The sequence below is a fragment of the Cupriavidus taiwanensis LMG 19424 genome, assembly GCF_000069785.1.
GTDB classification, from domain to species: domain Bacteria; phylum Pseudomonadota; class Gammaproteobacteria; order Burkholderiales; family Burkholderiaceae; genus Cupriavidus; species Cupriavidus taiwanensis.
Genome location: NC_010528.1, coordinates 1,388,821 through 1,411,651, shown reverse-complemented (window position 1 = coordinate 1,411,651; position 22,831 = coordinate 1,388,821). Strand labels below are relative to the sequence as shown.

The following is a 22,831-nucleotide window of genomic DNA, read 5'->3' as shown; positions in this document are numbered from 1 at the left end:
CGGCGTATCGAAACCTTGCTCCCCTCGCCCGCTTGCGGGAGAGGGGATGGGGGAGGGGCCGGCGTTTCCACAAAGTTGCGCGCATCGCATCGAGATGCGCCTGCCCTCTCCCCCGCCCCTCTCCCAAAGGGAGAGGGCAGACCCCACTCCGCTTTCGTTGGCGCATGGCTTTTCGCAGCGCGCCAACTACACCGCCAGCATCAAACCAACAACAACGAAGGAGATCCTGCATGGCCGCACGTCGCACCGCTTCCCGTTCCACCCCCCCCCGCTTCACCCTCGCCGGCCTGGCCCTGGCCGCCGGCCTGCTGTGCCACGCCGCACAGGCGCAGGTGCCGGCCGCACCGACCGCGCCCCTCGGCGCCGATGCGCTGCACGCCCAGATCGAGACCCGCGCCAAGGCCGTCGAAAAGCAGCTGATCGCCTGGCGCCGCGATATCCACCAGCATCCGGAGCTGGGCAACTACGAGACCCGTACGGCAAAGCTGGTGGCTGACCACCTGCGCAAGCTCGGCATGGAGGTGAAGACCGGCGTGGCCAAGACCGGCGTGGTCGGTCTGCTCAAGGGCGGCAAGCCTGGCCCGGTGGTGGCGCTGCGCGCCGACATGGACGCGCTGCCGGTGAAGGAGCGCGTCGACGTGCCGTTTGCATCGAAGGCCAAGGGCCAGTACCTGGGCAAGGAAGTCGACGTGATGCACGCCTGCGGCCATGACACGCATGTGGCGATTCTCATGGCCACGGCCGAAGTGCTGGCCGGCATGAAAGACCAGCTGCCCGGCACGGTCAAGTTCATCTTCCAGCCGGCAGAGGAAAGCCCTGCCGACTTCGAGCCCAATGGCTCGAACATGTGGGGCGCCAAGCAGATGGTGGCCGAGGGCGTGCTCGACAACCCCAGGGTCGACGCCATCTTCGGGCTGCACGTCACCAGCGGCATCGAGTCGGGCAAGCTCGGCTGGCGCAGTGGCGCCTCGATGGCGGCGGCCGACCAGTTCTGGATCGACGTCAAGGGCCGCCAGACGCATGGCGCGCGGCCGTGGGGCGGGATCGACCCGATCGTGGTGGCATCGCAGATCGTGATGGGCCTGCAGACCATCCAGAGCCGCCAGGTCAATGCCATGCTGGAGCCGTCTGTGATCACCGTGGGCACCTTCCACGGCGGCAACCGCATGAATATCGTGCCGGAGAAGGTCGAGATGATGGGCACCATCCGTACCTATGACGAAGGCATGAAAAAGGACATCCATGCCCGCATGAAGCGCACCACCGAGGCCATTGCCTCCAGCGCCGGGGCCGAGGCGAATTTCCGCGTGGTCGAGCTGTACAACGCCACCATCAACCAGCCGGCGCTGACCGAGAAGATGGCGCCCACGCTGCAGCGCGTCGCCGGCGACGGCAACTGGATGATCACGCCCAAGGCCACCGCGTCGGAGGACTTTTCGTTCTACCAAGAGAAGGTGCCGGGCTTGTTCTTCAATCTCGGCGTGACGCCCAAGGGGCAGGACGTGACCAAGGCACCGTCGAATCACTCGCCGGAGTTCTATGTGGATGAGCCGGCGCTGATCAACGGCGTGCGCGCGCTGTCCAGCCTGACCGTGGACTACATGGTGATGGCGCAGCGCTGATTCGCCCGGGGGCGCCGCGGGGGGCTACAATAGCGCCTTTGCCGCGTAGCAGCCCCCCCGCCTTGCCGACGACCGCGCAAGCGCCCGATTTTCGCCCGTCATGCCCCTGATCCTGCAGAGCCTCGCCCCGCTGTCCCCCGCCGACCTCGACACCGCCCGCACCCTGGCCCGCGCTTCCGCGCTGGTGCCGCGCAGCGACACCGTGGCCGTGGCCGAGGACTGCGCGCCGCTGACGCCGGCGCTGCGCGACGCGCTCGACGACTTCTGCGGCCCGCGCGCGATCGACTGGGCGGTGGTGCCGGCCGGGCGCAAGCTGTCCGACTTCCGCCTGGTGGCGATGGACATGGACTCGACCCTGATCACGATCGAGTGCATCGACGAGATCGCCGACTTCTGCGGGCTCAAGGCCGAGGTCTCCGCCATCACCGAAGCCGCCATGCGCGGCGAGATCACCGACTTCAACGAAAGCCTGCGCCGCCGCGTGGCGCTGCTCAAGGGGCTGGACGCCGCCGTGCTGGACCGGGTCTACGCCGAGCGCCTGCGGCTGTCGCCGGGCGCCGAACGCATGCTGCAGACGGTGCAGGCGCTGGGCCTGAAGACGCTGCTGGTCTCCGGCGGCTTCGTGCACTTCACCGACCAGCTCAAGCCCCGCCTGAAGCTGGATTTCACCCGCGCCAACACGCTGGAGATTGTCGACGGCAAGCTGACCGGCAACGTCGTCGGCGAGATCGTCAACGCCGAGGTCAAGGCCCGCACGGTACAGGAAGTCTGCGCCCAGATCGGCGCCACGCCGGACCAGGCCATCGTCATGGGCGATGGCTCGAACGACCTGAAGATGATGGCCGTGGCCGGACTGTCGGTGGCATTCCGCGCCAAGCCGGTGGTGCGCGCGCAGGCCAGCGTCGCGTTCAATCATGTCGGGCTCGACGGCCTGCTGGCGCTCTTCCCGCATTGAGCCCCGCCGCGGGCCCAATGCCGTTCAGTTAAGGTATCAGACACTACCGTCATTCCCGCGCAGGCGGGAATCCAGCGTCTTTTAATGTCGCTGGGTTCCCGCCTGCGCGGGAACGACTGTAGGCCGAGCCGGTGCTTGCGCACACAAATGCGAATCATTATTATTAATGTTTCGTTGATCTGACATTGCCCCATGCAAGTTCTGGCCGTCCTTCTTGGCCTGGCTGCGGCCGCGTGCCTGTACCTGGCCGCGCCCAACCAGGCGTTGCTGCCGCCCGGCACCCTGAGCCGCCCGCGGCTGGCGGGCTGGCTCGGGCTGGCCCTGACAGGTGCCAGCACCTGGCTGTGGAGCCTCACCGACGGCTGGCCCGTGGCCGTCGCCGCCAGCCTGGTCACGGTACCTTGCGCCCTGTCGGTGTGGCCGTTCATCGGCACCTACGCGGCACGCAAGCGCCACGGCGCGCGGGAGCGGCAAGCATGAGCGCGGACACCTCCGGCATGGGCACCAAGTGGCTGGCCGGCACGCTGCTCGGCCTGCCGCTGGCGATGGTGCTGTGCACGCTGGCGATCCTGGCCCTGCCGGGCGGCTGGCAGACCGGCATCGTCGCGGCCGTGACGGCCTGCCTGCCGGGGTGGGTAGCGATCATCAGCGCCAGCCTGCTGTTCCGTTCCAGCCGCAGTGCGTGGCTGTGGCTGGGCCTCGCCAACCTGCTCGGCTTCGGCGCACTGTGGGCGCTGCGCCTGTCCGGCCTGGCGCCGGCCGCGCTGGCCACCCTGCCCGCCCCCTGAGACTGCCATCATGAAAACCGCAACCCTGCGCCTGTACCAGACGCTGCACACCTGGGTCGGCCTGATGGCCGGCTGGGCCCTGTTTATCGCCTTCTTTGCCGGCGCCATCACCGTGTTCCACCACGAGCTGCACGTCTGGCAGTCGTCATCGCGGCTCAAGGGCAGCGCGCCGGTCGAGGCAAAGGCCGACCCGGCCGCGGTCGACCGCTTCATGCAGAAGCTGGTCGCGACCCATCCCGAAGCCGCGGCCAGTGCCTACGTGATCATGCCGTCGGAGGGCGAGCCGAATATCTCGGCCTACTGGCAAGACAAGGCCGGCGAGTGGCAGATGACCACCGATGCGCGCCTGGCCGGCAACGCGGCGATGCAGCGCGACACCTCGCGCGACCACGTCATGGGCGAGCTGTCGGCCTTCCTGAACAGCCTGCACTACTCGCTGGGCATACCGGTCGGCGGCATCTATTTCATGGGCGCGATCTCGGTGCTGTACGGACTGGCACTGGTGTCGGGCGTGCTGCTGCACCTGCCGCGGCTGAAGAAAGACCTGCTCGCGGTGCGCCCGGGGCGCAACCTCAAGCGCTTCTGGATGGACACGCACAACGTGCTGGGCCTGTTCAGCCTGCCCTTCCACCTGGTCTTTGCCATCACCGGTGCGCTGTTCTGCCTGTCGCTGGTGCTGATGATGGTGCTCAACACCGTGACCTTCAACGGCCGCCTGTTCGAGGCGGTACCGACCGCCACCACCGCGGTGCCCGAAGTGGCCGCGGCAGGCCGCGCGGTGCCGACGCTGCCCACCGCCACGCTGATGCAGATCGCCCGCGAGCACGGCGGCGAGCGCTTCACGCCGGAGTCGTTCCGCTTCCAGCGCTACGGCGACGCCAACGCCGTGGTCGAAGTGCGCGGCACCAGCACGCACGCGCTCGGCAACCTGGGCTCGGTCGGCATCCACGCCGCCAGCGGCGAACCCAGCGCCGGCCAGCTGACGGCCAACCAGACCGCCGGCGCGCGCGACAGCAACCACGGGCTCTACAGCGCGCTGTACGCGCTGCATTTCGGCACCTTCGGCGAGCTGCCGGTGCGGCTGGTCTACCTGCTGGCCGGGCTGGCCGGCGCCTTCCTGTTCTACTCGGGCAACCTGCTGTGGATCGAGTCGCGGCGCAAGCTGCGCCAGGCCGAGCAGCCGCGCGTGCATCGCCTGCTGGCGCAGGCCACCGTGGGCGTCTGCATCGGCTGCTGCATCGGCGTGGCGCTGTGCTTCCCGGCGGCGCTGCTGTGGCCAGAGCGCGCCGTCAGCCAGACCTATTTCACCGTGTTCGGCCTGGCCTGTGCCTGGGCGCTGCTGCGCCCGCCGGTACGCGCGGCGGTGGAACTGCTCTACGCTGCCGCGCTGGCAGCGCTGACGGTGCCGCTGTCGAATGCGATCCTGACCGGCGACCACCTGCTGCACAGCATCCCCGCCGGACACTGGATCATCGCCGGCTTCGACCTCGGCGCGATCGCGCTGGCCGCGGGCTTTGTCGCCCTCGCCCGCGCCACCGCGCGCCGCGCACGCAGCGGGCCGGCGGAATCGGTCTGGGCCATGCCGCGCCCGGCACGGGCGGAACAGGCCGCCAGACCGGCCGCCGCGGCCAAGGCGATGTCCGGCACCGAGACGCACTGACGCGCAGCACCGGCACAAAAAAACGGACGCCGCGGCGTCCATTTTTGTTGCCTGCGCTGCCCTACACTACCAGAGGCCAACCACCGCGAGCCCGACCATCATGGAACCGACCTTCCACCAGTTTTCCGAACTGTTCGACCAGCTGGGCCTGGCATCGGACGAAGCCAGCATCCGCGCCTTCATCGGCAGGCACGCGCCGCTGCCCGAGACCGTCGAGCTGGCCGAGGCCCCGTTCTGGACGCCCGCCCAGGCCGCGCTGCTGCGCGACGAGCTGCTCGACGACGCCGACTGGGCCGAAGTCGTCGACCAGCTCAACCTGGCGCTGCGGCAGCCGGCCTGACGTTGCCGCCGGATCAGGCTGCCAGCGTGGCCTCGATCGCCTGGCGCAGGTCGGCGATCAGGTCGCGCGTGTCTTCCAGACCGATATACAGCCGCACCAGCTCGCCGGTATCGTGCCAGCCGGCCGGCGGCCACGTGCCCGCCGGGCGCATGCCCTGCACGTGGTACGGTACCGCCAGGCTGTGCGCGCCGCCCCACGACCAGCCGATGGCGAACAGCTGCAAGGCCTCGACGAAGGCATCGACCTGCTGGCGTGTATAGCGCTCGCGCAGGACGATCGCGAACAGCCCGCTGGCGCCGGTGAATTCGCGCCGCCAGTTGGCATGGCCCGGACAGTCCGGCAGCGCGGGATGCAGCACGCGGGCCACCTCCGGCCGCTGGTGCAGCCATTCGGCCACCTCGCGGGCGGCACGGTCATGGGCGGCCAGCCGCACCGGCAGGCTCGGCAGCGAGCGCAGCACCAGGTGGCAGTCATCGGCTGACACGCCCCAGCCCATCAGCATGCGGGTGCGCTTGAGCCGGGCGTGCAGGGCATCGTCGCAGGTCAGCACCGCGCCCATCAGCACATCGCTGCCGCCCGACTGGTACTTGGTCAGGGCCTGCACCGAGATGTCGATGCCCAGTTCGAACGGGCGGAAGTAGACGCCGGCCGACCAGGTGTTGTCGATCGCGGTCAGCACGCCACGCGCGCGCGCCGCGGCGACGATGGCGCCGCAGTCGGGCACCTCCATCGTCACCGAGCCCGGCGACTCCATCCAGATCAGGCGCGTGTTCGGCTGGATCAGCGCAGGCACCGCGGCGGCGTCCATGGGGTCGTAGTAGCGTACGGTCACACCGAAGTCACGCGCCAGCCACTCGCCGTGGTCGCGGTTGGGGCCGTAGACGTTATGCGGCACCAGCACGTCGTCGCCGCTCTTGAGCAGCGCGAAATACACCAGCGAAATCGCCGCCAGGCCCGACGGCTGCAGCAGTGTATGGCGCGCGCCCTCGAGCAGCGCCAGATGCTGGCACAGGGCCTCGCTGGTCGGCGTGGCATGCAGCCCGTAGCGCCAGTAGGTTGTAGCGCCATCGCCATGCGCGCGCAGTTCGGCGAGGTTGCGGAACACCACGGTCGAGCCGCGGTGCGTGGCCGGGGAGAACGAGGCAAAGCCGGGGGCGATATCCAGCTCGGGCTGGACCGCGACGGTCTGCAGGTAATGGGATGCGGGCTTGTCGGACGGGGAATCGGACACGGCGGTTTCCTTGCTGGCTGCCGGCCGGCCGCGGAACGCAGCCGGCGGCACGATCGGCATGTGAGGCGATAAGCCTCCGAGCTTACCAGCAAATGCCGCCCGCGCCACCGGGAGCCTTCAGCGCGTGGCGGCGGAAAAGGCCTACCAGCCGGAAATCGACGATTTCGGCGGCGGCGGCGCGTAGGTGACGCCGCTGCTGGGCGTCATGTCGAACGGCGGAATGACCAGCAGGCCCAGCGGGCGGATGAAGAACGGCAACACGATGGCGGGATTGAAGGCATCGGTCCAGGTGCCGCGCACGGCGCCGCTGGCGTCGATGGTGCCCTCCCAGTTGCCCGACACCCGGGTGCCGTCGTCGGACTCCTCCATCAGGAAGGCGCCGCCGTCCCACTCGCCGGCCAGAAGGCGCACGCCGGCGCCACGGCCGCTGTACTCGCCGCGCACGCTGTCGCGCTCGTCGGGCTTGGGGCCCAGGCGCAGGCGCACCGGCTGGTCGCCGACCTTGCCGACATAGACCGGCAGCGACGCGTACTCGGGGCGTGGCGCCAGCGGCCTGGCGGGACCGGTCGACAGCGCCGCGCCGCGGCGGGCCTCGCCGTCGCGGATGGCCTGGTTCAGGCCCAGGGCTTCACCGCCGGCGGCGGCGCCGGCCACCGGGCCGGTCGACAGCTCGGTGGCCGGCGCCGCCTGCGCCGCACCCGCCAGGGCGAGCGCGGCAGCGGCACCAAGGGTCGTGCAGAGTTCGGTCAGCCAGGCCACGCGCAAGGCAGTCCTCAGATCCGTTCGAAGATGGCGGCAATGCCCTGCCCGCCGCCGATGCACATCGTCACCAGCGCGTAGCGGCCTTGCACGCGTTGCAGCTCGTGCAGCGCCTTGACCGTGATCAGCGCGCCGGTGGCGCCAATCGGGTGGCCCAGCGAGATGCCGGAACCGTTCGGGTTGACCTTGGCCGGGTCCAGCCGAAGCGCCTTGCTGACCGCGCAGGCCTGCGCGGCAAAGGCCTCGTTGGCTTCGATCACGTCCAGGTCCGACACCTGCAGGCCGGCACGCTCCAGCGCGATCTTCGTCGCCGGCACCGGGCCGATGCCCATGGTCTTGGGGTCGACGCCGGCATGGCCGTACGACACCAGGCGCGCCAGCGGCTTCAGGCCGCGGCGCTCGGCCTCGGCGCGCTCCATCATCACCACCGCGGCGGCGGCATCGTTCAGGCCCGAGGCATTGCCGGCGGTGACGGTGCCGTTTTCCTTGACGAAGACCGGCTTGAGCTTGGTCATGTCGTCCATGGTGGCATCGTGGCGCACGTGCTCGTCGGTGTCGAAGGTGACCTCGCCCTTGCGGCCCTTGGTCACCACCGGGACGATCTGGTCCTTGAAGTAGCCGGCCTTGATCGCGGCGGAAGCGCGGCGGTGCGATTCCAGCGCGGCCTCGTCCTGTTGCGTGCGCGAGATGTCGTATTCCCTGGCCACGTTCTCGGCGGTCACGCCCATGTGGATGCGGTGGAACGGGTCGTGCAGCGCGCCCAGCATCATGTCGACCAGGCCGGCGTCGCCCATGCGCGCGCCCCAGCGTGCCGCCGGAGCCAGGTACGGGGCGCGGCTCATGCTTTCGGCACCGCCGCCGATGGCGACGTCGGCATCGCCCAGCAGGATGGTCTGCGCGGCGCTGACGATGGCCTGCAGGCCCGAGCCGCACAGCCGGTTGACGGTCAGCGCCGGAGCGTTGATGGAAACGCCGCCGTTGACGGCCGCGACGCGGCCCAGGTACATGTCGCGCGGCTCGGTCTGGATCACGTTGCCGAACACCACATGGCCGACGTCGTCGCCCGACACCTGCGCGCGGGCCAGCGCCTCGCGCACGACCAGCGCGCCCAGTTCGGCCGGCGCCACGTCCTTCAGGCTGCCGCCAAAGGTCCCGATCGCGGTGCGGACACCGCTCACTACTACGACTTCACGCGTCATGACTGTCTCCATCCAGGTTATGTTGCACCGCACAGTATAGCCGCAGCGCAGCCGAAGTGAACGGTCGTACTTTTACCTAAGGGCAGCCTTGCCGGCATCGTCCGGCGGGACTAGCTCAGACCTCGCCCCACAGGTCGTGGCCGTCGGCGCCGGTGATGCGCACGTCGACAAACTCGCCGGCGCGGTAGCGTTGCGAAGTCCGTTGCGGCGGCGCGATATAGACCAGGCCGTCGATTTCCGGCGCATCGGCCGACGAACGGCCGATGCCGCCATCCTGGTTGACTTCGTCGACCAGCACCCGCAGGGTCTGGCCCACCTTGCGCTGCAGGCGGCGTGCCGAGACCGCCTCGGCCACTTCCATGAATCTGGCGCGGCGTTCCTCGCGCACCTCGTCGGGCAGCGCGCCGGGCAGGTCGTTGGCGGTCGCGCCTTCCACCGGCGAATACGCAAAGCAGCCGACACGGTCCAGTTCGGCCTCGGCAATGAAGTCCAGCAACGTCTGGAACTCGGCTTCGGTCTCGCCCGGGAAGCCGGCGATAAAGGTGCTGCGGATGGTCAGTTCCGGACAGATCTCGCGCCAGGCGCGGATGCGGTCCATGGTCTTCTCGGCGTTGGCCGGGCGCTTCATGCGCTTGAGCACGTCCGGGTGGGCGTGCTGCAGCGGCACGTCGAGGTACGGCAGCACATGGCCGTTGTTCATCAGCGGGATGATCTCGTCGACATGCGGGTACGGGTACACGTAGTGCAGGCGCACCCAGGCACCGTACTGCGCGGCCAGCTCGCCCAGCGCCGCCACCAGCTCCGTCATGCGGGTCTTGAGCGGGCGGCCGTTCCAGAAGCCCGTGCGGTACTTCACGTCGACGCCGTAGGCGCTGGTGTCCTGCGAGATCACCAGCAGTTCCTTGACCCCGGCCTTGAACAGGTTCTCGGCCTCCAGCATGACTTCGGCCACCGGGCGCGAGACCAGGTCGCCGCGCATCGACGGGATGATGCAGAACGAGCAGCGGTGGTTGCAGCCCTCCGAAATCTTCAGGTAGGCGTAGTGCTTGGGCGTGAGCTTGATGCCCGCGGCCGGAACCAGGTCGGTGAACGGGTCGTGCGGCTTGGGCAGGTGCGTGTGCACGGCCTGCATCACCTCGCCGAGCGCGTGCGGGCCGGTCACGGCCAGCACCTTCGGGTGAACCGACGACACGATGTCGTGTCCTGCCGCGTCCTTCTTCGCGCCCAGGCAGCCGGTAACGATGACCTTGCCGTTCTCGGTCAGCGCTTCGCCGATGGCGTCCAGGCTTTCCTGCACGGCTTCGTCGATAAAGCCGCAGGTATTGACGACGACCAGGTCGGCGCCGTCATAAGTGCCGCTGATGGCATAGCCCTCGGCGCGCAACTGGGTGATGATTTGCTCGGAGTCGACCAGCGCTTTCGGGCAGCCAAGGGAAACGAATCCCACACGCGGACTATGGTCTTTCTGGTTCGTTGCTTCTGAGGGGTTTTTCACGTTGGAATCCGAATGTGGGGCTTGGCACGGCAGCCGGACCGTGGGTCACTGACACAAGGCCGCCGGGCGCGAAACAGGCAATCGCGCATTTTAACCGTTTGCCGGAATTTGCCGGCGCCTGACGCACGACATGACTGCAAGACCACGGTTACGCCGAAGTCACTCCGCGCGTTGAAGGCCTTGCAGGACGTGCGCGATCTCCTGCGAGTCCTGCATGCGCCGGATCGCCGCATGCAGTTCGCCGGCCTGCGGCCACGTCCGCTTGAGATAGCTGAGCCAGAGCTTGACGCGTCCGTGTTCGTGGCACGAAGCGATGCGGGCATGCAGCTTGTTCAGGTACGCCGCGATCTGGCCCAGCACCAGCGGCCACTCCTGGTCCGACGGCGTGCCGGGCATCTGGCCACGAATGCGCAAGGCCAGGAACGGGTCCGAGACCGCGCCGCGCCCGATCATGACGTCGTCGCAGCCGCTGACCTCGCGGCAGCGTACCCAGTCGGCGACGGTCCAGACGTCGCCATTCGCTATCACGGGTATGTCGACGGCCGCCGCAATGCGCGCGATCCAGTCCCAGTGGGCCGGCGGCCGGTAGCCATGGTCCCGCGTGCGGGCATGCACCACCAGCGACGCCGCGCCGCCTTCGGCCAGCGCGGTGGCGCAGTCGATGGCCAGCGCGGTATCCGAGACGCCCAGCCGCATCTTGGCGGTCACCGGAATAGTGGCCGGCACCGCGGCGCGCACCGACGCGACGATCCGGTTCAGCAGCGCCGGATTGGTCAGCAGCATCGCGCCGCCGCCATGGCGGTTGACGACCTTGGCGGGACAGCCGAAGTTCAGGTCGATGCCATGCGGCGACAAGGTCGCGGCATAGGCGGCATTGCGCGCCAGCCACTCGGGATCGCTGCCGAGCAGCTGGATCACCATCGGCGTGCCGCTGCGGGTATGGCCGCCGGACAGGATCTCGGGCGTGTCGCGCTCATAGACCCGCGCCGGCAGCAGCGACCCCGTCACCCGCACGAACTCGGAGACGCAGCCGTCGTAGCCGCCGGTTGCGGTCAGCACATCGCGCAGCACATAGTCGGCAAGCCCTTCCATCGGGGCCAGGAACAGCCGGCTCATGGCAGGCACCGCGCCGCGGGCACCGGCGCCGGAGAGAAAGGTTGGAGAAGGCAGGACATGGGACGCCGCGCAAGCAAGGCGAGTCCCGAACCGAGCCGCCGCTGAAGGGTGCGATACAGAGGCCCCGGACGGGGCAGAGCGCGCATTCTACCTGCTTTGGGATGGGGTGGTTTTTCGGGAATCGATGATTCCACGCCTGTAGCCTAGAGGCTACGGTGTGGTATGCTCAGCATCCGCACAACCCAAACGTTCGACCGCTGGTACTCCGCCTTGCGCGACAACGCTGCCAGGATTCGCATCCAGGTCCGAATCGACCGCATGCTGAACGGAAATCCAGGCGACGTGAAAGCCCTTGGCGCTGGCCTCTTTGAAATGCGGGTGGATCATGGCCCCGGCTACCGCATCTATTTTCAGCGACGCGGTGAAGTTCTTGTCGTTCTTCTCTGCGGCGGCAACAAGTCGACCCAGCACGCTGATATCGACCGGGCACGCCACCTCGCGGCGAATCTTGACCTGGAGTGAGCCATGAAAGAACCAACCCGCCCTTGGGACTCGGCCGCACAACTGCGCAACGAAACAGAAATCGCCGCCTACCTGGACGCCTGCCTGGCCGAGGCCGGTGACGACGATCGCTTCATTGCCTACGCGCTCGGCGTGGTCGCACGCGCGCGCGGCATGACGCGGCTGGCCCGCGAAACCGGCCTGTCGCGCGAAAGCCTCTACCGTTCGCTGTCTGGCGAAGGCAATCCGGAATTCGGGACGATCTGGAAGGTGATGCGGGCGCTGGGGATCCGCCTGCATGCAAGCGCCGGCTGAGCGCGCCGGCCCCGGGTGCTGATGCGCGGCGGGCGCCCGGCCCGCCGGCGCTGGTTGCTACTTCTTGTCCGGCTGGTTGAACGGGAACGTGCCGAACATGTTCTTGGCCTGGTTCTGCATCTGCTCCTGCATCTGCACGAACAGGTTCTTGCTCTGCTCGATGTAGTTGCTCATCATGCCCTGCATCATCGGGCCCTGCATGTTCATGAACTGCGACCACATGTCCGGGCTGAAGGCTTCCCCGGAGTACAGGCCCTTGGAGTTCTCGGCCAGCTTGTTCTGGATGTCGATGAAGGCCTGGATGTTCTTTTCCAGGTAGGTGCCCATCATGCCCTGCATGGCATGGCCGTAGAAGCGGATGATCTGCGACAGCATGGCGCTGGAGAACATCGGCACGCCGCCGGTCTCTTCTTCCAGGATGATCTGCAGCAGGATGCTGCGCGTCAGTTCGTCACCGGACTTGGCATCGACGACCTTGAAGTCCTCGGAATCCATCACCAGCTGCTTGACGTCGGCCAGGGTGATGTAGGTGCTGGTCTGGGTATCGTAGAGCCTGCGGTTGGGATACTTTTTGATCAGTCGCTCTGCGCCTTTTTTGGTCGTGGCCATCGGTGCTCTGTCCTTGTGTCGTCGCTGATTGCGCGCTGCTGCACCGCATGGGGTGCAGTGCGCAAATCGGTACCGCCCGCGCCATCTGCTGTTATCGTGCCGGCCGTCTTGCGGCTGTTCGCGCATGGCTGCGCGCCGCGGCCCGCCGTCTCGCCCCCGCGAGGGCCATGCTGCACGACTATGGTGCTGGCTGCGCCGCTGCCCTGATTCTATGCCCAACAAAGCACTAAGAAAAGCGACGAGGCTTAAGGAAAACCCGGTAAACCGGGCCATCGCGGCGCCGATGCAGTACGCCCGAAAATGATTCGCGGGCCATGCCGGCCCGCGAAACCCGCGGCGAAACATTGCGTCCGCCGCCTTGTGCGCCGCGCTGGCTGCACCGCAAAACGCGGCCGCCGGCGCGGCTGGCTGGAGCGCCAGGTCAGCCCATATGCAGGCCGCCGTTGAGCGAGAAGTCGGCGCCGGTCGAGAAGCCGGACTCCTCCGACGCCAGCCAGGCGCAGATCGAGGCGATCTCTTCCGGCTCGCCCAGGCGCTTCACCGGAATCGTGCCGACGATCTTGTCGAGCACATCCTGGCGAATGGCCTTGACCATGTCGGTGGCGATATAGCCCGGCGAAACCGTGTTCACCGTCACGCCCTTGGTCGCGACCTCCTGCGCCAGCGCCATGGTGAAGCCGTGCAGGCCAGCCTTGGCGGTGGAGTAGTTGGTCTGGCCGAACTGGCCCTTCTGCCCGTTCACCGACGAGATATTGACGATCCGGCCCCAGCCGCGGTCGGCCATGCCGTCGATCACCTGCTTGGTGACGTTGAACAGCGAGGTCAGGTTGGTGTCGATCACCGCATCCCAGTCGGCGCGGGTCATCTTGCGGAAGACCACGTCGCGCGTAATGCCGGCGTTGTTGATCAGCACATCGACTTCGCCGACCTCGGCCTTGACCTTGTCGAAGGCCGCCTTGGTCGAGTCCCAGTCCGCCACGTTGCCCTCCGAGGCGACGAAATCGAAGCCCAGGGCCTTCTGCTGCTCCAGCCACTTTTCACGGCGAGGCGAGTTGGGGCCGCAGCCGGCCACTACGCGAAAGCCATCCCTGGCCAGCCGCTGGCAAATGGCGGTCCCGATACCACCCATGCCGCCGGTCACATACGCAATGCGCTGAGTCATGTCCACTCCTTGATTGGCTTTTCGTTATTTGCCGCCGGGCCGCGCCATGCGCGAGCCCGGCGCACCCCTTCTTAATTGCGCTCGACCGCCAGCGCCACGCCCATGCCACCGCCGATGCACAGCGACGCCAGGCCCTTTTTGGCATCGCGGCGCTTCATTTCGTGCAGCAGCGTCACCAGGATACGGCAGCCCGACGCACCGATCGGATGGCCGATGGCGATGGCGCCGCCGTTGACATTGACCTTGGAGGTATCCCAGCCCATCTGCTGGTGCACCGCCAGCGCCTGCGCGGCGAAGGCTTCGTTGATCTCCATCAGGTCCAGGTCCTGCGGGGTCCAGCCGGCGCGCGACAGCGCGCGCTTGGACGCCGGCACCGGGCCCATGCCCATCACCTTCGGGTCCACGCCGGCGTTGGCGTAGCTCTTGATGGTGGCGAGCGGGGTCAGGCCCAGTTCCTTGGCCTTGGCCGCGGACATCACCACCACCGCGGCGGCGCCGTCGTTCAGGCCCGAAGCGTTGGCCGCGGTCACCGAGCCGGCCTTGTCGAAGGCGGGCTTGAGGCCGGCCATGCTGTCCAGCGTGGCGCCGTGACGGACGAATTCGTCGGTCTTGAACGCCACCGGGTCGCCCTTGCGCTGCGGGATCAGCACCGGCACGATTTCTTCATCGAACTTGCCGGCCTTCTGCGCGGCTTCGGCCTTGTTCTGCGAGCCCACCGCGAATTCATCCTGGGCCTCGCGCGTGATGCCGTATTCCTTGGCCACGTTCTCGGCGGTGATGCCCATGTGGTACTGGTTGTACACGTCCCACAGGCCGTCGACGATCATGGTGTCGACCAGCTTGGTGTCGCCCATGCGGAAGCCGTCGCGCGAGCCCGGCAGCACGTGCGGCGCGGCGCTCATGTTTTCCTGGCCGCCGGCGACCACGATCTCGGCGTCGCCGGACATGATGGCGTTGGCGGCCAGCATCACAGCCTTCAGGCCCGAGCCGCATACCTTGTTGATGGTCATCGCCGGCACCATTGCCGGCAGGCCGGCCTTGATCGAAGCCTGGCGCGCCGGGTTCTGGCCCGAGCCGGCGGTCAGCACCTGGCCCATGATCACTTCGCTGACCTGCTCCGGCTGGATCCCGGCACGCTCCAGCGCGGCCTTGATCACGATCGCACCCAGTTCCGGCGCCGGAATCTTCGCCAGCGAGCCGCCAAATTTGCCAACCGCGGTACGGGCCGCGGATACGATGACAACGTCAGTCATGGTGTAGTCCTCTCAATGGAAACAGGGACCCGCAGTCTGCCGGCGCCCACGCGGGGGCACGCCGGCGGACGCGCGGGCATCAAGCCTTGGCTTTGACGTATCGCCCAGGCGCGGGTTCGATTGCAGGGTAGCGCGCGTTGCCGTACTGCGCAGGCGCGGCGCGCTTGGCGCCGGCATGGCTGGCCAGCCATGCCGACCAGTCCGGCCACCAGCTGCCGGGGTGCTCGGTGGCGCCGGCCAGCCATTGCTGCGGCGAAGCCGGCAACGCGTCGTTGGTCCAGTGGCTGCGCTTCTTCTTTGCCGGCGGATTGATCACGCCTGCAATATGGCCGGACGCGCCCAGCACGAAGCGCAGCTTGTTCTTCAGCAGTGCGGTCGAGGCATAGGCCGCGGTCCACGGCACGATATGGTCCTCGCGAGAGCCGTAGAGATAGGTCGGCACGTCGATGCTGCCCAGGTCCACCGGCGCATTGCAGACGGTCAGCTTGCCGGGCACCTTCAGCTCGTTCTGCAGGTAGGTATGGCGCAGGTACCAGCAGTACCACGGCCCCGGCAGGTTGGTCGCGTCGCCATTCCAGAACAGCAGGTCGAACGGTACCGGGGTATTGCCCTTCAGGTAATTGTCGACCACGTAGTTCCACACCAGGTCGTTCGGGCGCAGGAACGAGAAGGTATTGGCCAGCTCCAGCCCGCGCAATAGCGCGCACGGCGCGCCGGCGGCGCCGCCCAGCGTGGCTTCGCGCAGCTGCACGTGGCCCTCGTCGACGAAGACGTCGAGGATGCCGGTGTCGGCGAAGTCCAGCAGCGTGGTCAGCAGCGTCAGGCTGGCCGCCGGACGCTGGCCGCGCGCGGCCATCACCGCGAGCGCGGTGGAAATGATGGTGCCGCCGACGCAGAAGCCCAGCACGTTGATCTGGTCCTCGCCGCTGATGTCGCGCGCGACTTCGATGGCGCGGATGGCGGCGTGCTCGATGTAGTCGTCCCAGGTGCGCGACGCCATGCTGGCATCGGGATTGCGCCACGACACCAGAAACACCGTATGGCCCTGCTCCACCGTATGCCGCACCAGCGAGCTTTCCGGCTGCAGGTCAAGGATGTAGTACTTGTTGATGCAAGGCGGCACCAACAGCAGCGGGCGCGCATGGACCTTGGCGGTGAGCGGCTTGTACTGCAGCAGCTGGAAGTACTCGTTCTCGAAGACCACGGCGCCTTCGGTCACCGCGACATTGCGGCCGACTTCGAAAGCGGTCTCGTCGGTCTGCGAGATCTTGCCGCGCGTCAGGTCTTCCATCATGTTGCGCACGCCGGCGCGCAGCGATTCGCCGCCCGATTCGATCAGCAGGCGCTGCGCTTCCGGATTGGTGGCGAGGAAGTTGGCGGGCGACATCGCGTCGACCCACTGCGAGATCGCAAAGCGGATGCGCTGGCGCGTCTTGGCATCGGCCTCGACGGCATCGGCAAGCTCGGTCAGCGCGCGGGCGTTAAGCAGGTAGAAAGCGGCGGCGTAACGGTACGGCATGTTGTTGCGCCACGCGTCGCCGGCAAAACGACGGTCGTGCAGCGGGCCGGTGCCGTCGGGCTTGCCCTCGGCCAGCGCCTGCCACAGCGCCGCGAAGTCTTTCATGTAGCGTTGCTGGATGTCGGCCATCTGCGCGGGCGCAATCTTGATGCCTGCCAGCGAATCCAGGCCCGGGATGCCGGACATCATGCCGGAGGCGGCCGCGTGGCCGTTGCCTTCAGTGCCCTGCCACTGGCGGGACCATTCCAGCCATGTGGCTGGATCGAATGGCCCCGGCGTGAACCTGGGTGGTTGGGACTTGCCTTCCTGCGTGGAAGCTGCCGCACCTTTGCCGGTCGCCATGATCAGTTTGTCTCTCTGCCGTCACTATTCGAACCGGCTCCGGGGCATTGCCCTGGCCGGCACTCTGCATGGGGAGATGCTATCCGAATGGACCCGGCTCCAGCCCTCCCCGCAGCGGGAGGGTCAGCCGGCACATCTGCCCTGGAACTGGCCTGGAACCCGGGCCGCGCAATGCGCGGCCGGGGCTTGTATCCATTCCGATAGCGGCTCCCCATTATCCTGCGGCATATCCCTCGACATCCGGCGGGCATCAGTCCTCGTCCGCCGGCGCCATGCGCTATGCTTGCCGGAAAAACCTGGGAATCGTCAGCGATTCCGAGACATTCGAGGCCATTGTTGCCTTGCAACGTGCGCGCTGTCAATGCGGATATCCGCCCCGGCGCCGTGCGCCGCCCGACCTACCGGACGGTATGCAGCGCACGCATCTGCCGAGGCCATCGAGCCTAGCCGAGAAGGATGAAATTCTGATGTACATCGTGGCCATTGGCTGGCTCTACGTGGCGCTGATGATGGCGATCACCGAGCACAACGTGGTGGCGGGCGTCGCCACCTTCCTGATGTATGGGGTCGCGCCGGTCGCGCTGGTGCTCTACATCATGGGCACGCCCGGCCGGCGCCGGCGCAAGGCTGAAGCCGAACGCGCGCAGGCAACGGGTACCACGTCCGGCGAGGCGGCAAGGCAGGAGGACGAGTAAGGCGGCCGAGTAAGGCGGCCCAGCAAGGCGGCCAAGTAACGCGGACGAGCAAGTCAGCGCCGCTCAGTCGGCCAGCCAGACCAGGCTGGCCATGCGCCCGGTCACGCCGTCGCGCCGGTACGAATAGAAGCGGTCGGCATCGGCAACGGTGCAGGTATCGCCGCCGTGAACGTCGACACAGCCCGCGCGCGCCAGCCGCGTACGCGCCAGCGCATAGAGGTCGGCAAAGTACTTGCCCGGGGCGCCGGCTTGGAATGCGGCGGCAACCGCGGCTTGTTCATCCGGACGGGCCTGCGCGAGAAAGGCCTCGCGCACCTCGGCGCCCACCTCGAAGGCCCCGGGGCCGATCGCCGGCCCCAGCCATGCCAGCCAGCGCATGGCAGCGCCGCCGGCGGCCGCCTGCATCCGCGCCAGCGTAGCCTCGATCACGCCGTTGCACAGGCCGCGCCAGCCCGCATGGGCGGCACCCACCACCGTTCCCTGCGCATCGCACAGCAGCACCGGCAGGCAATCGGCCGTCATCACGGCGCAGACGTGGCCCGGCGTGACCGCCAGGCTCGCATCGGCCCGCGGCACAGGATCGCCCGGTGCGGCCACATGGTCGACCGTCGCGACCGCGCAGCCATGCACCTGTTCCAGCCATTGCGGCATCGACGGCAGGCACGCGGCCAGCCGCGCGCGGTTGCGCGCCACGTCGCCCGGATCGTCGCCAACGTGGGTGCCCAGGTTCAGGCCGCCCGGCATGCCGCCGGCCAGCCCGTACGGCCCCTGGCTGACGCCGCCCTGGCGCGTGGTCGACAGCGCGCGCACGCGCGCCGGCGCGGGCCAGTCAGGCACCAGCCAGGCGGGATCAGGCGTCGCGCTCATCGCCGTCACCGTCGTCGTCATCGTCATCGTCGCCGGCGTATTCCCAGTGGGCTTCGCCGCCTTCCCACACTTCGTCCCAGGCCTCGTCTTCGTCGTCGGCCTGCGCGCTTTCAAAGTCGAGCGCGTCGATCAGCGCCTGCAGGTCTTCGGGCGGCTGCGCGGTCCATGACATGTGCTTGCCGGTGGCCGGATGCACCAGGCCAAGCTTGTACGCATGTAGCGCCTGGCGCTCGTAGGGCACCGGCAGCGGCACGCGGATGGCGGGACGCTGGCCGCGCTGGGTGGCGCGGAAATAGACCGGGTCGCCCACCAGCGGGTGCCCGATCGATTCGAAATGCACGCGGATCTGGTGGGTGCGGCCGGTCTCGAGCTTGCACATCACCATCGACACAAAGCCCCGCCCCAGCGGCACCGTGGCCAGGGTACGGAAATGCGTGCGCGACGGCTTGCCGCTGGCGGTCTGCACGATCGCCATGCGCGTGCGCTCGCGCGGGTCGCGGCCGATGGGGGCGTCGATGGTGCCCTCGTCATAGGTGCGGCCCCAGACCAGCGCGATATACGTGCGCTTGACCGTGCGCGCCTGCAGCTGGCGCACCAGGTCGGTCTGCGCGGTCAGCGTGCGCGCCACCACCATCAGCCCCGACGTCTCCTTGTCGAGCCGGTGCACGATGCCCGCGCGCGGCAGCGACGCGGCGCCGGGGTCGCGGTGCAGCAGGCCATTGAGGACGGTGCCGCTCCAGTTGCCGGCGGCCGGGTGCACCACCAGCCCGGCGGGCTTGTTGATCACCAGCAGCGTGTCGTCCTCGTAGACCACGTCGAGCGGCACGTCCTCGGGCGCGAACGCCGACGCTTCGGGCGCGGCCTGCGGCTGGACCTCGATCCGGTTGCCCATCTGCACCGCGTCGCGCGGACGGCGCACCTGGCCGTCGACGCGCACCGCGCCGCTTTCGATCCATTGCTGCAGGCGGCTGCGCGAAAACTCGCTGAAGTGACGCGCCAGCAATTTATCGAGGCGCTCGCCATGCGAGGCGCTGTCCACCTCCAGCGACAGGGTCACGGGCAGGCCGGCAGCGGCTGCCGGCGCATCGACGGCATCGTCGAATTCATCCGGGCCGGCCTCGAAACCGGCCACCGCCGCGGCGGCGCGCACCCGTTCGGGTGGCAGTCCTCCCACGCCGGCTCCGGCTTCCGGGTTCGGCTGGGGGCTTGGGCTATAATGCTTGACGCTATTTTTCTTCATCCGGGATACGATTGCCCATGCAATTGCAGAGCATGAAACGCGCGCGCTGGCGCACGACAATTGGAGCGGTTCTGCTCGCAGGCGGCTGCGTCATGCTGTCTGCATGCGGCCTGCTCGCGGACCAGCCCGACGAAACCGCCGGCTGGTCGGCCAACAAATTATATTCGGAAGCCAAGGATGCCCTGGATGGCGGCGACTATACGCGCGCCGTCAAGCTGTATGAAAAGCTCGAGGGCCGCTATCCGTTCGGCCGCTATGCGCAGCAGGCACAGATCGACACCGCCTACGCCAACTACAAGGACGGCGAAACCGCGGCGGCGCTGGCGGCGGTGGACCGGTTCATCCAGCTGCACCCGAACCATCCCAACATCGATTACGCCTACTACCTGAAGGGGCTGATCAACTTTAACGACAACCTCGGCTGGCTGGGCCGCTTCTCGGGGCAGGACCTGAGCGAGCGCGACCCCAAGGCCGCGCGCGCCGCCTACGATGCCTTCCATACGCTGATCACGCGCTACCCGGAAAGCAAGTACACGCCGGACGCCACGCTGCGCATGCAGTACATCGTCAACTCGCTGGCCCAGCATGAGGTGCATGCCGCGCGCTACTACTTCCGCCGCGGCGCCTACCTGGCGGCCGTCAACCGCGCCCAGCAGTCGCTGAAGGACTACGACGGGGCGCCGGCCAACGAAGAGGCCCTGTACATCATGATCCGCTCGTACGACGCGATGGGCATGAAGGACCTGCGCGACGACACCGCGCGCGTGATGGAGAAGAACTTCCCGGAAAGCGACTTCATCAAGTACGGCGCGCGCCGCAAGGACAAGTCCTGGTGGGAAGTGTTCTGACGCCGCAGCGCCGGCAGCGCTAAAAAAACGGGACGTGTCGGATGACCGTCCCGTTTTCTTTTGCAGGGGCCCGTCGCGATCAGTCGGCGGCCGCGTCCCCTGTACCGGTTTCATCCTGCTGCCCGGCGGGCGAACCGCGCAGCGACTCCAGGAAGCGCACCACCGTGGCTGCCTCGCGCGTGCGCGTGAACGGCGGCAGGCTTTGCCAGATCTGGCGCCCATAGGGCTTCTCGACCAGGCGCGTGTCGAAGATCGCCAGCACGCCACGATCCGATTCCGAGCGGATCAGCCGCCCCGCCCCCTGCTTGAGCGTGATCACCGCATGCGGCAGCTGGTGCACGGCAAACGGGCTCAGGCCCTTCTTCTGCAGCACTTCCATGCGCGCGGCCAGCACCGGATCGTCCGGCGGCGCGAACGGCAGCTTGTCGATGATCACCAGCGACAGCGCCTCGCCGCGCACGTCCACGCCTTCCCAGAAACTCTGGCTGCCGACCAGCACCGCATTGCCCAGCTCGCGGAAGCGGTCCAGCAGCTCGGTCCGGCTGGCCTGGCCCTGCACCAGCAGCGGCAGGTTCAGGCCGCGCTCGGCAAAGGCATCGTAGAGCAGGTCCGAGGCACGCTGCACCGCGCGCAGCGTGGTGCACAGCAGGAAGGTGCGCCCGCCGGCCGCCTCGATCAGCGGCAGCGCCGCCTGCACCACCGCATCGGTGAACTGCGGCGACTGCGGCGGTGGCATGTCGCGCGGCACGTACAGCAGGCCCTGCTTCGCGTAATCGAACGGGCTGGGCAGCGTCAGCGAGCGGTCCTTGTCGAGCCCCAGCTGCGCGGCGTAATGGGTGAAATTGCCCTTCACCGACAGCGTCGCCGAAGTGAAGATCCACGCGCGCGGCTGGCCGCCGCGCTGGCGCGTAAAGATCGGCGCAATCGACAGCGGCGTGCGGTGCAGCTGCACGGTGTGCGAGAACACCTCGACCCAGCGCACCGTCTCCGGGCCGGCGGATGCCACGGCCTCGCCCTGCTCTTCCCCTTGCGCCGGCTGCGGTGCCGGCGCGGCCGGGGCATCGGTGCGCCAGGCGGCCAGCTTGTTGGCCAGTTCGAGCGCGCGGCGGTGGCACTGCTGCAGCGATTCGGCGCGCTCGGCCTGGCTTTCGAGCATCTCGACGAAGTCCGACAGCGCCGCGTCGAGCGCATCGAGGGTCTCGTTGAACGGTTCGGCGATGCGGCGGTCGGCCTCGATCTGACCCAGCGCCAGGCGTGCATTGTCCTTGCTGAAGGCCAGCCGCAGGTCGCGCGCGGCGCGTTCCAGCGGCGCGCCCAGCGCCACCCAGTCGACCGCATCGCGCGCGTGCGACAGGCCTTCGGCCACGGTGTCGCGCGCGATCTCCAGCAACTGGCTGGTCGACAGCGTCTCGCCGAAGAACAGCGTAGCGGTCTCGGGCAGCTGGTGCGCTTCGTCGAAGATCACGGTGTTGGCCGCGGGCAGCAGCTCGGCCATGCCGGTGTCGCGCAGCACCACGTCGGCAAAGAACAGGTGATGGTTGACCACCACCACGTCGGCCTGCTGCGCCTCCTTCCGCGCGCGCATCACGAAGCAGTCCTTGTAGTAGGGGCATTCCGAGCCGAGGCAGTTGTCGCGCGTGGAGGTCACCATCTGCCACACGGGCGCGTTCTCCGGCACCGACGCCAGTTCCGCCTTGTCGCCGGTGGCGGTCTCCTTGATAAAGCGCCCGATCTCGCGCAGCCACGCCGCATCCTGGCGCGAGGCCAGGCGCCCGCCAGCCTGCGCGCGCTCCAGGTGGTAGTGGCAGACGTAGTTGGCCCGGCCCTTGAGCAGCGCCACCGAGACCGGCACATTGAGCGCGTGGCGCACCGTGGGGATGTCACGCAGGAACAGCTGGTCCTGCAGGTTCTTGGTGCCGGTGGACAGGATGACCTTGCCGCCCCACAGCATCGCGGGCACCAGGTAGGCGTAGGTCTTGCCGGTGCCGGTGCCCGCCTCGACGATGACGGCGTCATTCTGCGCGATCGCGCCGGCGACGGCCTCGGCCATCTTGTGCTGCGATGCACGCGGCCGGTAGCCCGGAATGGCCTGCGCCAGCGTGCCGGTGTCGGCAAAGATGGTGGCAAGCTCGGCGCCACGGCTGGCAGCGGCATCGGCCGGCGCGGCATGCGCATTCTCTACGGCGTCGCTCGGCTCGCTCGCGTCGCTGTCGAGGGACAGCTGGGGGGAATCGGGAAGATCGGACAAGATGGGGAATGTTGTATGGGCTGCGGCAAACCGGCAGCGATCGCCGGCCATCGCCGCGCCCGGGGCG

Annotated in this window: 22 protein-coding genes; 10 read left to right on the top strand and 12 right to left on the bottom strand. The window is 68.2% G+C overall.

Annotation, left to right across the window (positions count from 1 at the left end):
* The first annotated feature begins 230 nt into the window (after positions 1 to 230).
* The 6 genes from RALTA_RS06550 to RALTA_RS06525 all read left to right on the top strand — a co-directional run bounded on the left by RALTA_RS06550 (position 231) and on the right by RALTA_RS06525 (position 5,365).
* A complete protein-coding gene (locus RALTA_RS06550) occupies positions 231 to 1,622 on the top strand; it encodes an amidohydrolase (protein ID WP_012352648.1) in 1,392 nt (463 codons plus the stop codon).
* A 100-nt stretch (positions 1,623 to 1,722) separates the two neighbouring features.
* Complete coding sequence (gene serB / locus RALTA_RS06545) at positions 1,723 to 2,577, top strand: phosphoserine phosphatase SerB (RefSeq protein ID WP_012352647.1); 855 nt, start codon at positions 1,723 to 1,725, stop codon at positions 2,575 to 2,577.
* Between the two features lie 192 nt (positions 2,578 to 2,769).
* Entirely contained in the window at positions 2,770 to 3,057 is a 288-nt protein-coding gene (locus tag RALTA_RS06540) for a hypothetical protein (protein WP_012352646.1), read from the top strand.
* A complete protein-coding gene (locus RALTA_RS06535) occupies positions 3,054 to 3,365 on the top strand; it encodes a hypothetical protein (protein ID WP_012352645.1) in 312 nt (103 codons plus the stop codon). The genes RALTA_RS06540 and RALTA_RS06535 overlap by 4 nt, the downstream gene beginning before the upstream one ends.
* A gap of 10 nt (positions 3,366 to 3,375) precedes the next feature.
* Entirely contained in the window at positions 3,376 to 5,025 is a 1,650-nt protein-coding gene (locus RALTA_RS06530; RefSeq protein ID WP_012352644.1) for a PepSY-associated TM helix domain-containing protein, read from the top strand.
* A gap of 100 nt (positions 5,026 to 5,125) precedes the next feature.
* Positions 5,126 to 5,365, top strand: coding sequence for a DUF2789 domain-containing protein (locus RALTA_RS06525; RefSeq protein WP_012352643.1), 240 nt, complete (start codon positions 5,126 to 5,128; stop codon positions 5,363 to 5,365).
* Between the two features lie 13 nt (positions 5,366 to 5,378).
* On the opposite strand, the gene RALTA_RS06520 is transcribed toward RALTA_RS06525, so the two are convergent.
* The 5 genes from RALTA_RS06520 to RALTA_RS06500 form a co-directional block, all read right to left on the bottom strand.
* Positions 5,379 to 6,596 (bottom strand): cystathionine beta-lyase, encoded by a 1,218-nt coding sequence (locus tag RALTA_RS06520; protein ID WP_012352642.1) that lies wholly within the window; start codon positions 6,594 to 6,596, stop codon positions 5,379 to 5,381.
* 141 nt (positions 6,597 to 6,737) lie between these two features.
* Complete coding sequence (locus RALTA_RS06515) at positions 6,738 to 7,361, bottom strand: hypothetical protein (RefSeq protein ID WP_041232118.1); 624 nt, start codon at positions 7,359 to 7,361, stop codon at positions 6,738 to 6,740.
* An 8-nt stretch (positions 7,362 to 7,369) separates the two neighbouring features.
* Entirely contained in the window at positions 7,370 to 8,554 is a 1,185-nt protein-coding gene (gene bktB, locus RALTA_RS06510; protein WP_012352640.1) for a beta-ketothiolase BktB, read from the bottom strand.
* Between the two features lie 115 nt (positions 8,555 to 8,669).
* A complete protein-coding gene (gene rimO, locus RALTA_RS06505; RefSeq protein ID WP_050976441.1) occupies positions 8,670 to 10,049 on the bottom strand; it encodes a 30S ribosomal protein S12 methylthiotransferase RimO in 1,380 nt (459 codons plus the stop codon).
* Between the two features lie 159 nt (positions 10,050 to 10,208).
* A complete protein-coding gene (locus RALTA_RS06500) occupies positions 10,209 to 11,165 on the bottom strand; it encodes a tRNA dihydrouridine synthase (RefSeq protein ID WP_012352638.1) in 957 nt (318 codons plus the stop codon).
* Positions 11,166 to 11,387: 222 nt separating this feature from the next.
* Between RALTA_RS06500 and RALTA_RS06495 the strand changes: the two genes are divergently transcribed.
* Together RALTA_RS06495 and RALTA_RS06490 are read left to right on the top strand one after the other, a co-directional pair.
* A complete protein-coding gene (locus tag RALTA_RS06495; protein ID WP_041232117.1) occupies positions 11,388 to 11,687 on the top strand; it encodes a type II toxin-antitoxin system RelE/ParE family toxin in 300 nt (99 codons plus the stop codon).
* Positions 11,688 to 11,690: 3 nt separating this feature from the next.
* A complete protein-coding gene (locus tag RALTA_RS06490) occupies positions 11,691 to 11,981 on the top strand; it encodes an addiction module antidote protein (protein ID WP_012352636.1) in 291 nt (96 codons plus the stop codon).
* 57 nt (positions 11,982 to 12,038) lie between these two features.
* Here RALTA_RS06490 and phaR read toward each other — a convergent pair whose 3' ends face one another.
* The 4 genes from phaR to phaC form a co-directional block, all read right to left on the bottom strand.
* The gene (gene phaR, locus RALTA_RS06485) at positions 12,039 to 12,590 is read right to left on the bottom strand and encodes a polyhydroxyalkanoate synthesis repressor PhaR (protein ID WP_012352635.1); all 552 of its coding nucleotides are present in this window, start codon (positions 12,588 to 12,590) and stop codon (positions 12,039 to 12,041) included.
* Between the two features lie 421 nt (positions 12,591 to 13,011).
* Positions 13,012 to 13,752: a 3-ketoacyl-ACP reductase gene (locus RALTA_RS06480; protein WP_012352634.1), complete on the bottom strand. Its 741-nt coding sequence runs from the start codon at positions 13,750 to 13,752 to the stop codon at positions 13,012 to 13,014.
* A 71-nt stretch (positions 13,753 to 13,823) separates the two neighbouring features.
* The gene (locus tag RALTA_RS06475) at positions 13,824 to 15,005 is read right to left on the bottom strand and encodes an acetyl-CoA C-acetyltransferase (protein WP_012352633.1); all 1,182 of its coding nucleotides are present in this window, start codon (positions 15,003 to 15,005) and stop codon (positions 13,824 to 13,826) included.
* Positions 15,006 to 15,084: 79 nt separating this feature from the next.
* Entirely contained in the window at positions 15,085 to 16,866 is a 1,782-nt protein-coding gene (gene phaC, locus RALTA_RS06470; RefSeq protein ID WP_012352632.1) for a class I poly(R)-hydroxyalkanoic acid synthase, read from the bottom strand.
* Between the two features lie 467 nt (positions 16,867 to 17,333).
* Between phaC and RALTA_RS06465 the strand changes: the two genes are divergently transcribed.
* The gene (locus RALTA_RS06465) at positions 17,334 to 17,561 is read left to right on the top strand and encodes a hypothetical protein (RefSeq protein ID WP_012352631.1); all 228 of its coding nucleotides are present in this window, start codon (positions 17,334 to 17,336) and stop codon (positions 17,559 to 17,561) included.
* 63 nt (positions 17,562 to 17,624) lie between these two features.
* Here the strand turns inward: RALTA_RS06465 and pgeF are convergent, their stop codons facing one another.
* The gene (gene pgeF, locus RALTA_RS06460) at positions 17,625 to 18,428 is read right to left on the bottom strand and encodes a peptidoglycan editing factor PgeF (protein WP_012352630.1); all 804 of its coding nucleotides are present in this window, start codon (positions 18,426 to 18,428) and stop codon (positions 17,625 to 17,627) included.
* Positions 18,412 to 19,668, bottom strand: coding sequence for an RluA family pseudouridine synthase (locus RALTA_RS06455; protein WP_012352629.1), 1,257 nt, complete (start codon positions 19,666 to 19,668; stop codon positions 18,412 to 18,414). The genes pgeF and RALTA_RS06455 overlap by 17 nt, the downstream gene beginning before the upstream one ends.
* Before the next feature lie 17 nt (positions 19,669 to 19,685).
* On the opposite strand from RALTA_RS06455, the gene RALTA_RS06450 reads away from it, so the two are divergent.
* Positions 19,686 to 20,516, top strand: coding sequence for an outer membrane protein assembly factor BamD (locus RALTA_RS06450; protein WP_012352628.1), 831 nt, complete (start codon positions 19,686 to 19,688; stop codon positions 20,514 to 20,516).
* A gap of 79 nt (positions 20,517 to 20,595) precedes the next feature.
* Here the strand turns inward: RALTA_RS06450 and RALTA_RS06445 are convergent, their stop codons facing one another.
* Complete coding sequence (locus RALTA_RS06445; protein ID WP_012352627.1) at positions 20,596 to 22,815, bottom strand: ATP-dependent DNA helicase; 2,220 nt, start codon at positions 22,813 to 22,815, stop codon at positions 20,596 to 20,598.
* Positions 22,816 to 22,831 lie beyond the last annotated feature (16 nt).

Bases quoted from the DNA above. Each gene is read 5' to 3' on its own strand.
- RALTA_RS06530 (WP_012352644.1), top strand. From the start codon at position 3,376: ATGAAAACCGCAACCCTGCGCCTGTACCAGACGCTGCACACCTGGGTC.
- RALTA_RS06480 (WP_012352634.1), bottom strand. From the start codon at position 13,752: ATGACTCAGCGCATTGCGTATGTGACCGGCGGCATGGGTGGTATCGGG.
- RALTA_RS06490 (WP_012352636.1), top strand. From the start codon at position 11,691: ATGAAAGAACCAACCCGCCCTTGGGACTCGGCCGCACAACTGCGCAAC.
- phaR (WP_012352635.1), bottom strand. From the start codon at position 12,590: ATGGCCACGACCAAAAAAGGCGCAGAGCGACTGATCAAAAAGTATCCC.
- phaC (WP_012352632.1), bottom strand. From the start codon at position 16,866: ATGGCGACCGGCAAAGGTGCGGCAGCTTCCACGCAGGAAGGCAAGTCC.
- RALTA_RS06550 (WP_012352648.1), top strand. From the start codon at position 231: ATGGCCGCACGTCGCACCGCTTCCCGTTCCACCCCCCCCCGCTTCACC.
- RALTA_RS06525 (WP_012352643.1), top strand. From the start codon at position 5,126: ATGGAACCGACCTTCCACCAGTTTTCCGAACTGTTCGACCAGCTGGGC.
- RALTA_RS06465 (WP_012352631.1), top strand. From the start codon at position 17,334: ATGTACATCGTGGCCATTGGCTGGCTCTACGTGGCGCTGATGATGGCG.
- RALTA_RS06495 (WP_041232117.1), top strand. From the start codon at position 11,388: ATGCTCAGCATCCGCACAACCCAAACGTTCGACCGCTGGTACTCCGCC.
- RALTA_RS06445 (WP_012352627.1), bottom strand. From the start codon at position 22,815: ATGGCCGGCGATCGCTGCCGGTTTGCCGCAGCCCATACAACATTCCCC.
- RALTA_RS06540 (WP_012352646.1), top strand. From the start codon at position 2,770: ATGCAAGTTCTGGCCGTCCTTCTTGGCCTGGCTGCGGCCGCGTGCCTG.
- RALTA_RS06475 (WP_012352633.1), bottom strand. From the start codon at position 15,005: ATGACTGACGTTGTCATCGTATCCGCGGCCCGTACCGCGGTTGGCAAA.
- RALTA_RS06455 (WP_012352629.1), bottom strand. From the start codon at position 19,668: ATGAAGAAAAATAGCGTCAAGCATTATAGCCCAAGCCCCCAGCCGAAC.
- bktB (WP_012352640.1), bottom strand. From the start codon at position 8,554: ATGACGCGTGAAGTCGTAGTAGTGAGCGGTGTCCGCACCGCGATCGGG.
- RALTA_RS06535 (WP_012352645.1), top strand. From the start codon at position 3,054: ATGAGCGCGGACACCTCCGGCATGGGCACCAAGTGGCTGGCCGGCACG.
- RALTA_RS06500 (WP_012352638.1), bottom strand. From the start codon at position 11,165: ATGAGCCGGCTGTTCCTGGCCCCGATGGAAGGGCTTGCCGACTATGTG.
- pgeF (WP_012352630.1), bottom strand. From the start codon at position 18,428: ATGAGCGCGACGCCTGATCCCGCCTGGCTGGTGCCTGACTGGCCCGCG.
- RALTA_RS06450 (WP_012352628.1), top strand. From the start codon at position 19,686: ATGCAATTGCAGAGCATGAAACGCGCGCGCTGGCGCACGACAATTGGA.
- serB (WP_012352647.1), top strand. From the start codon at position 1,723: ATGCCCCTGATCCTGCAGAGCCTCGCCCCGCTGTCCCCCGCCGACCTC.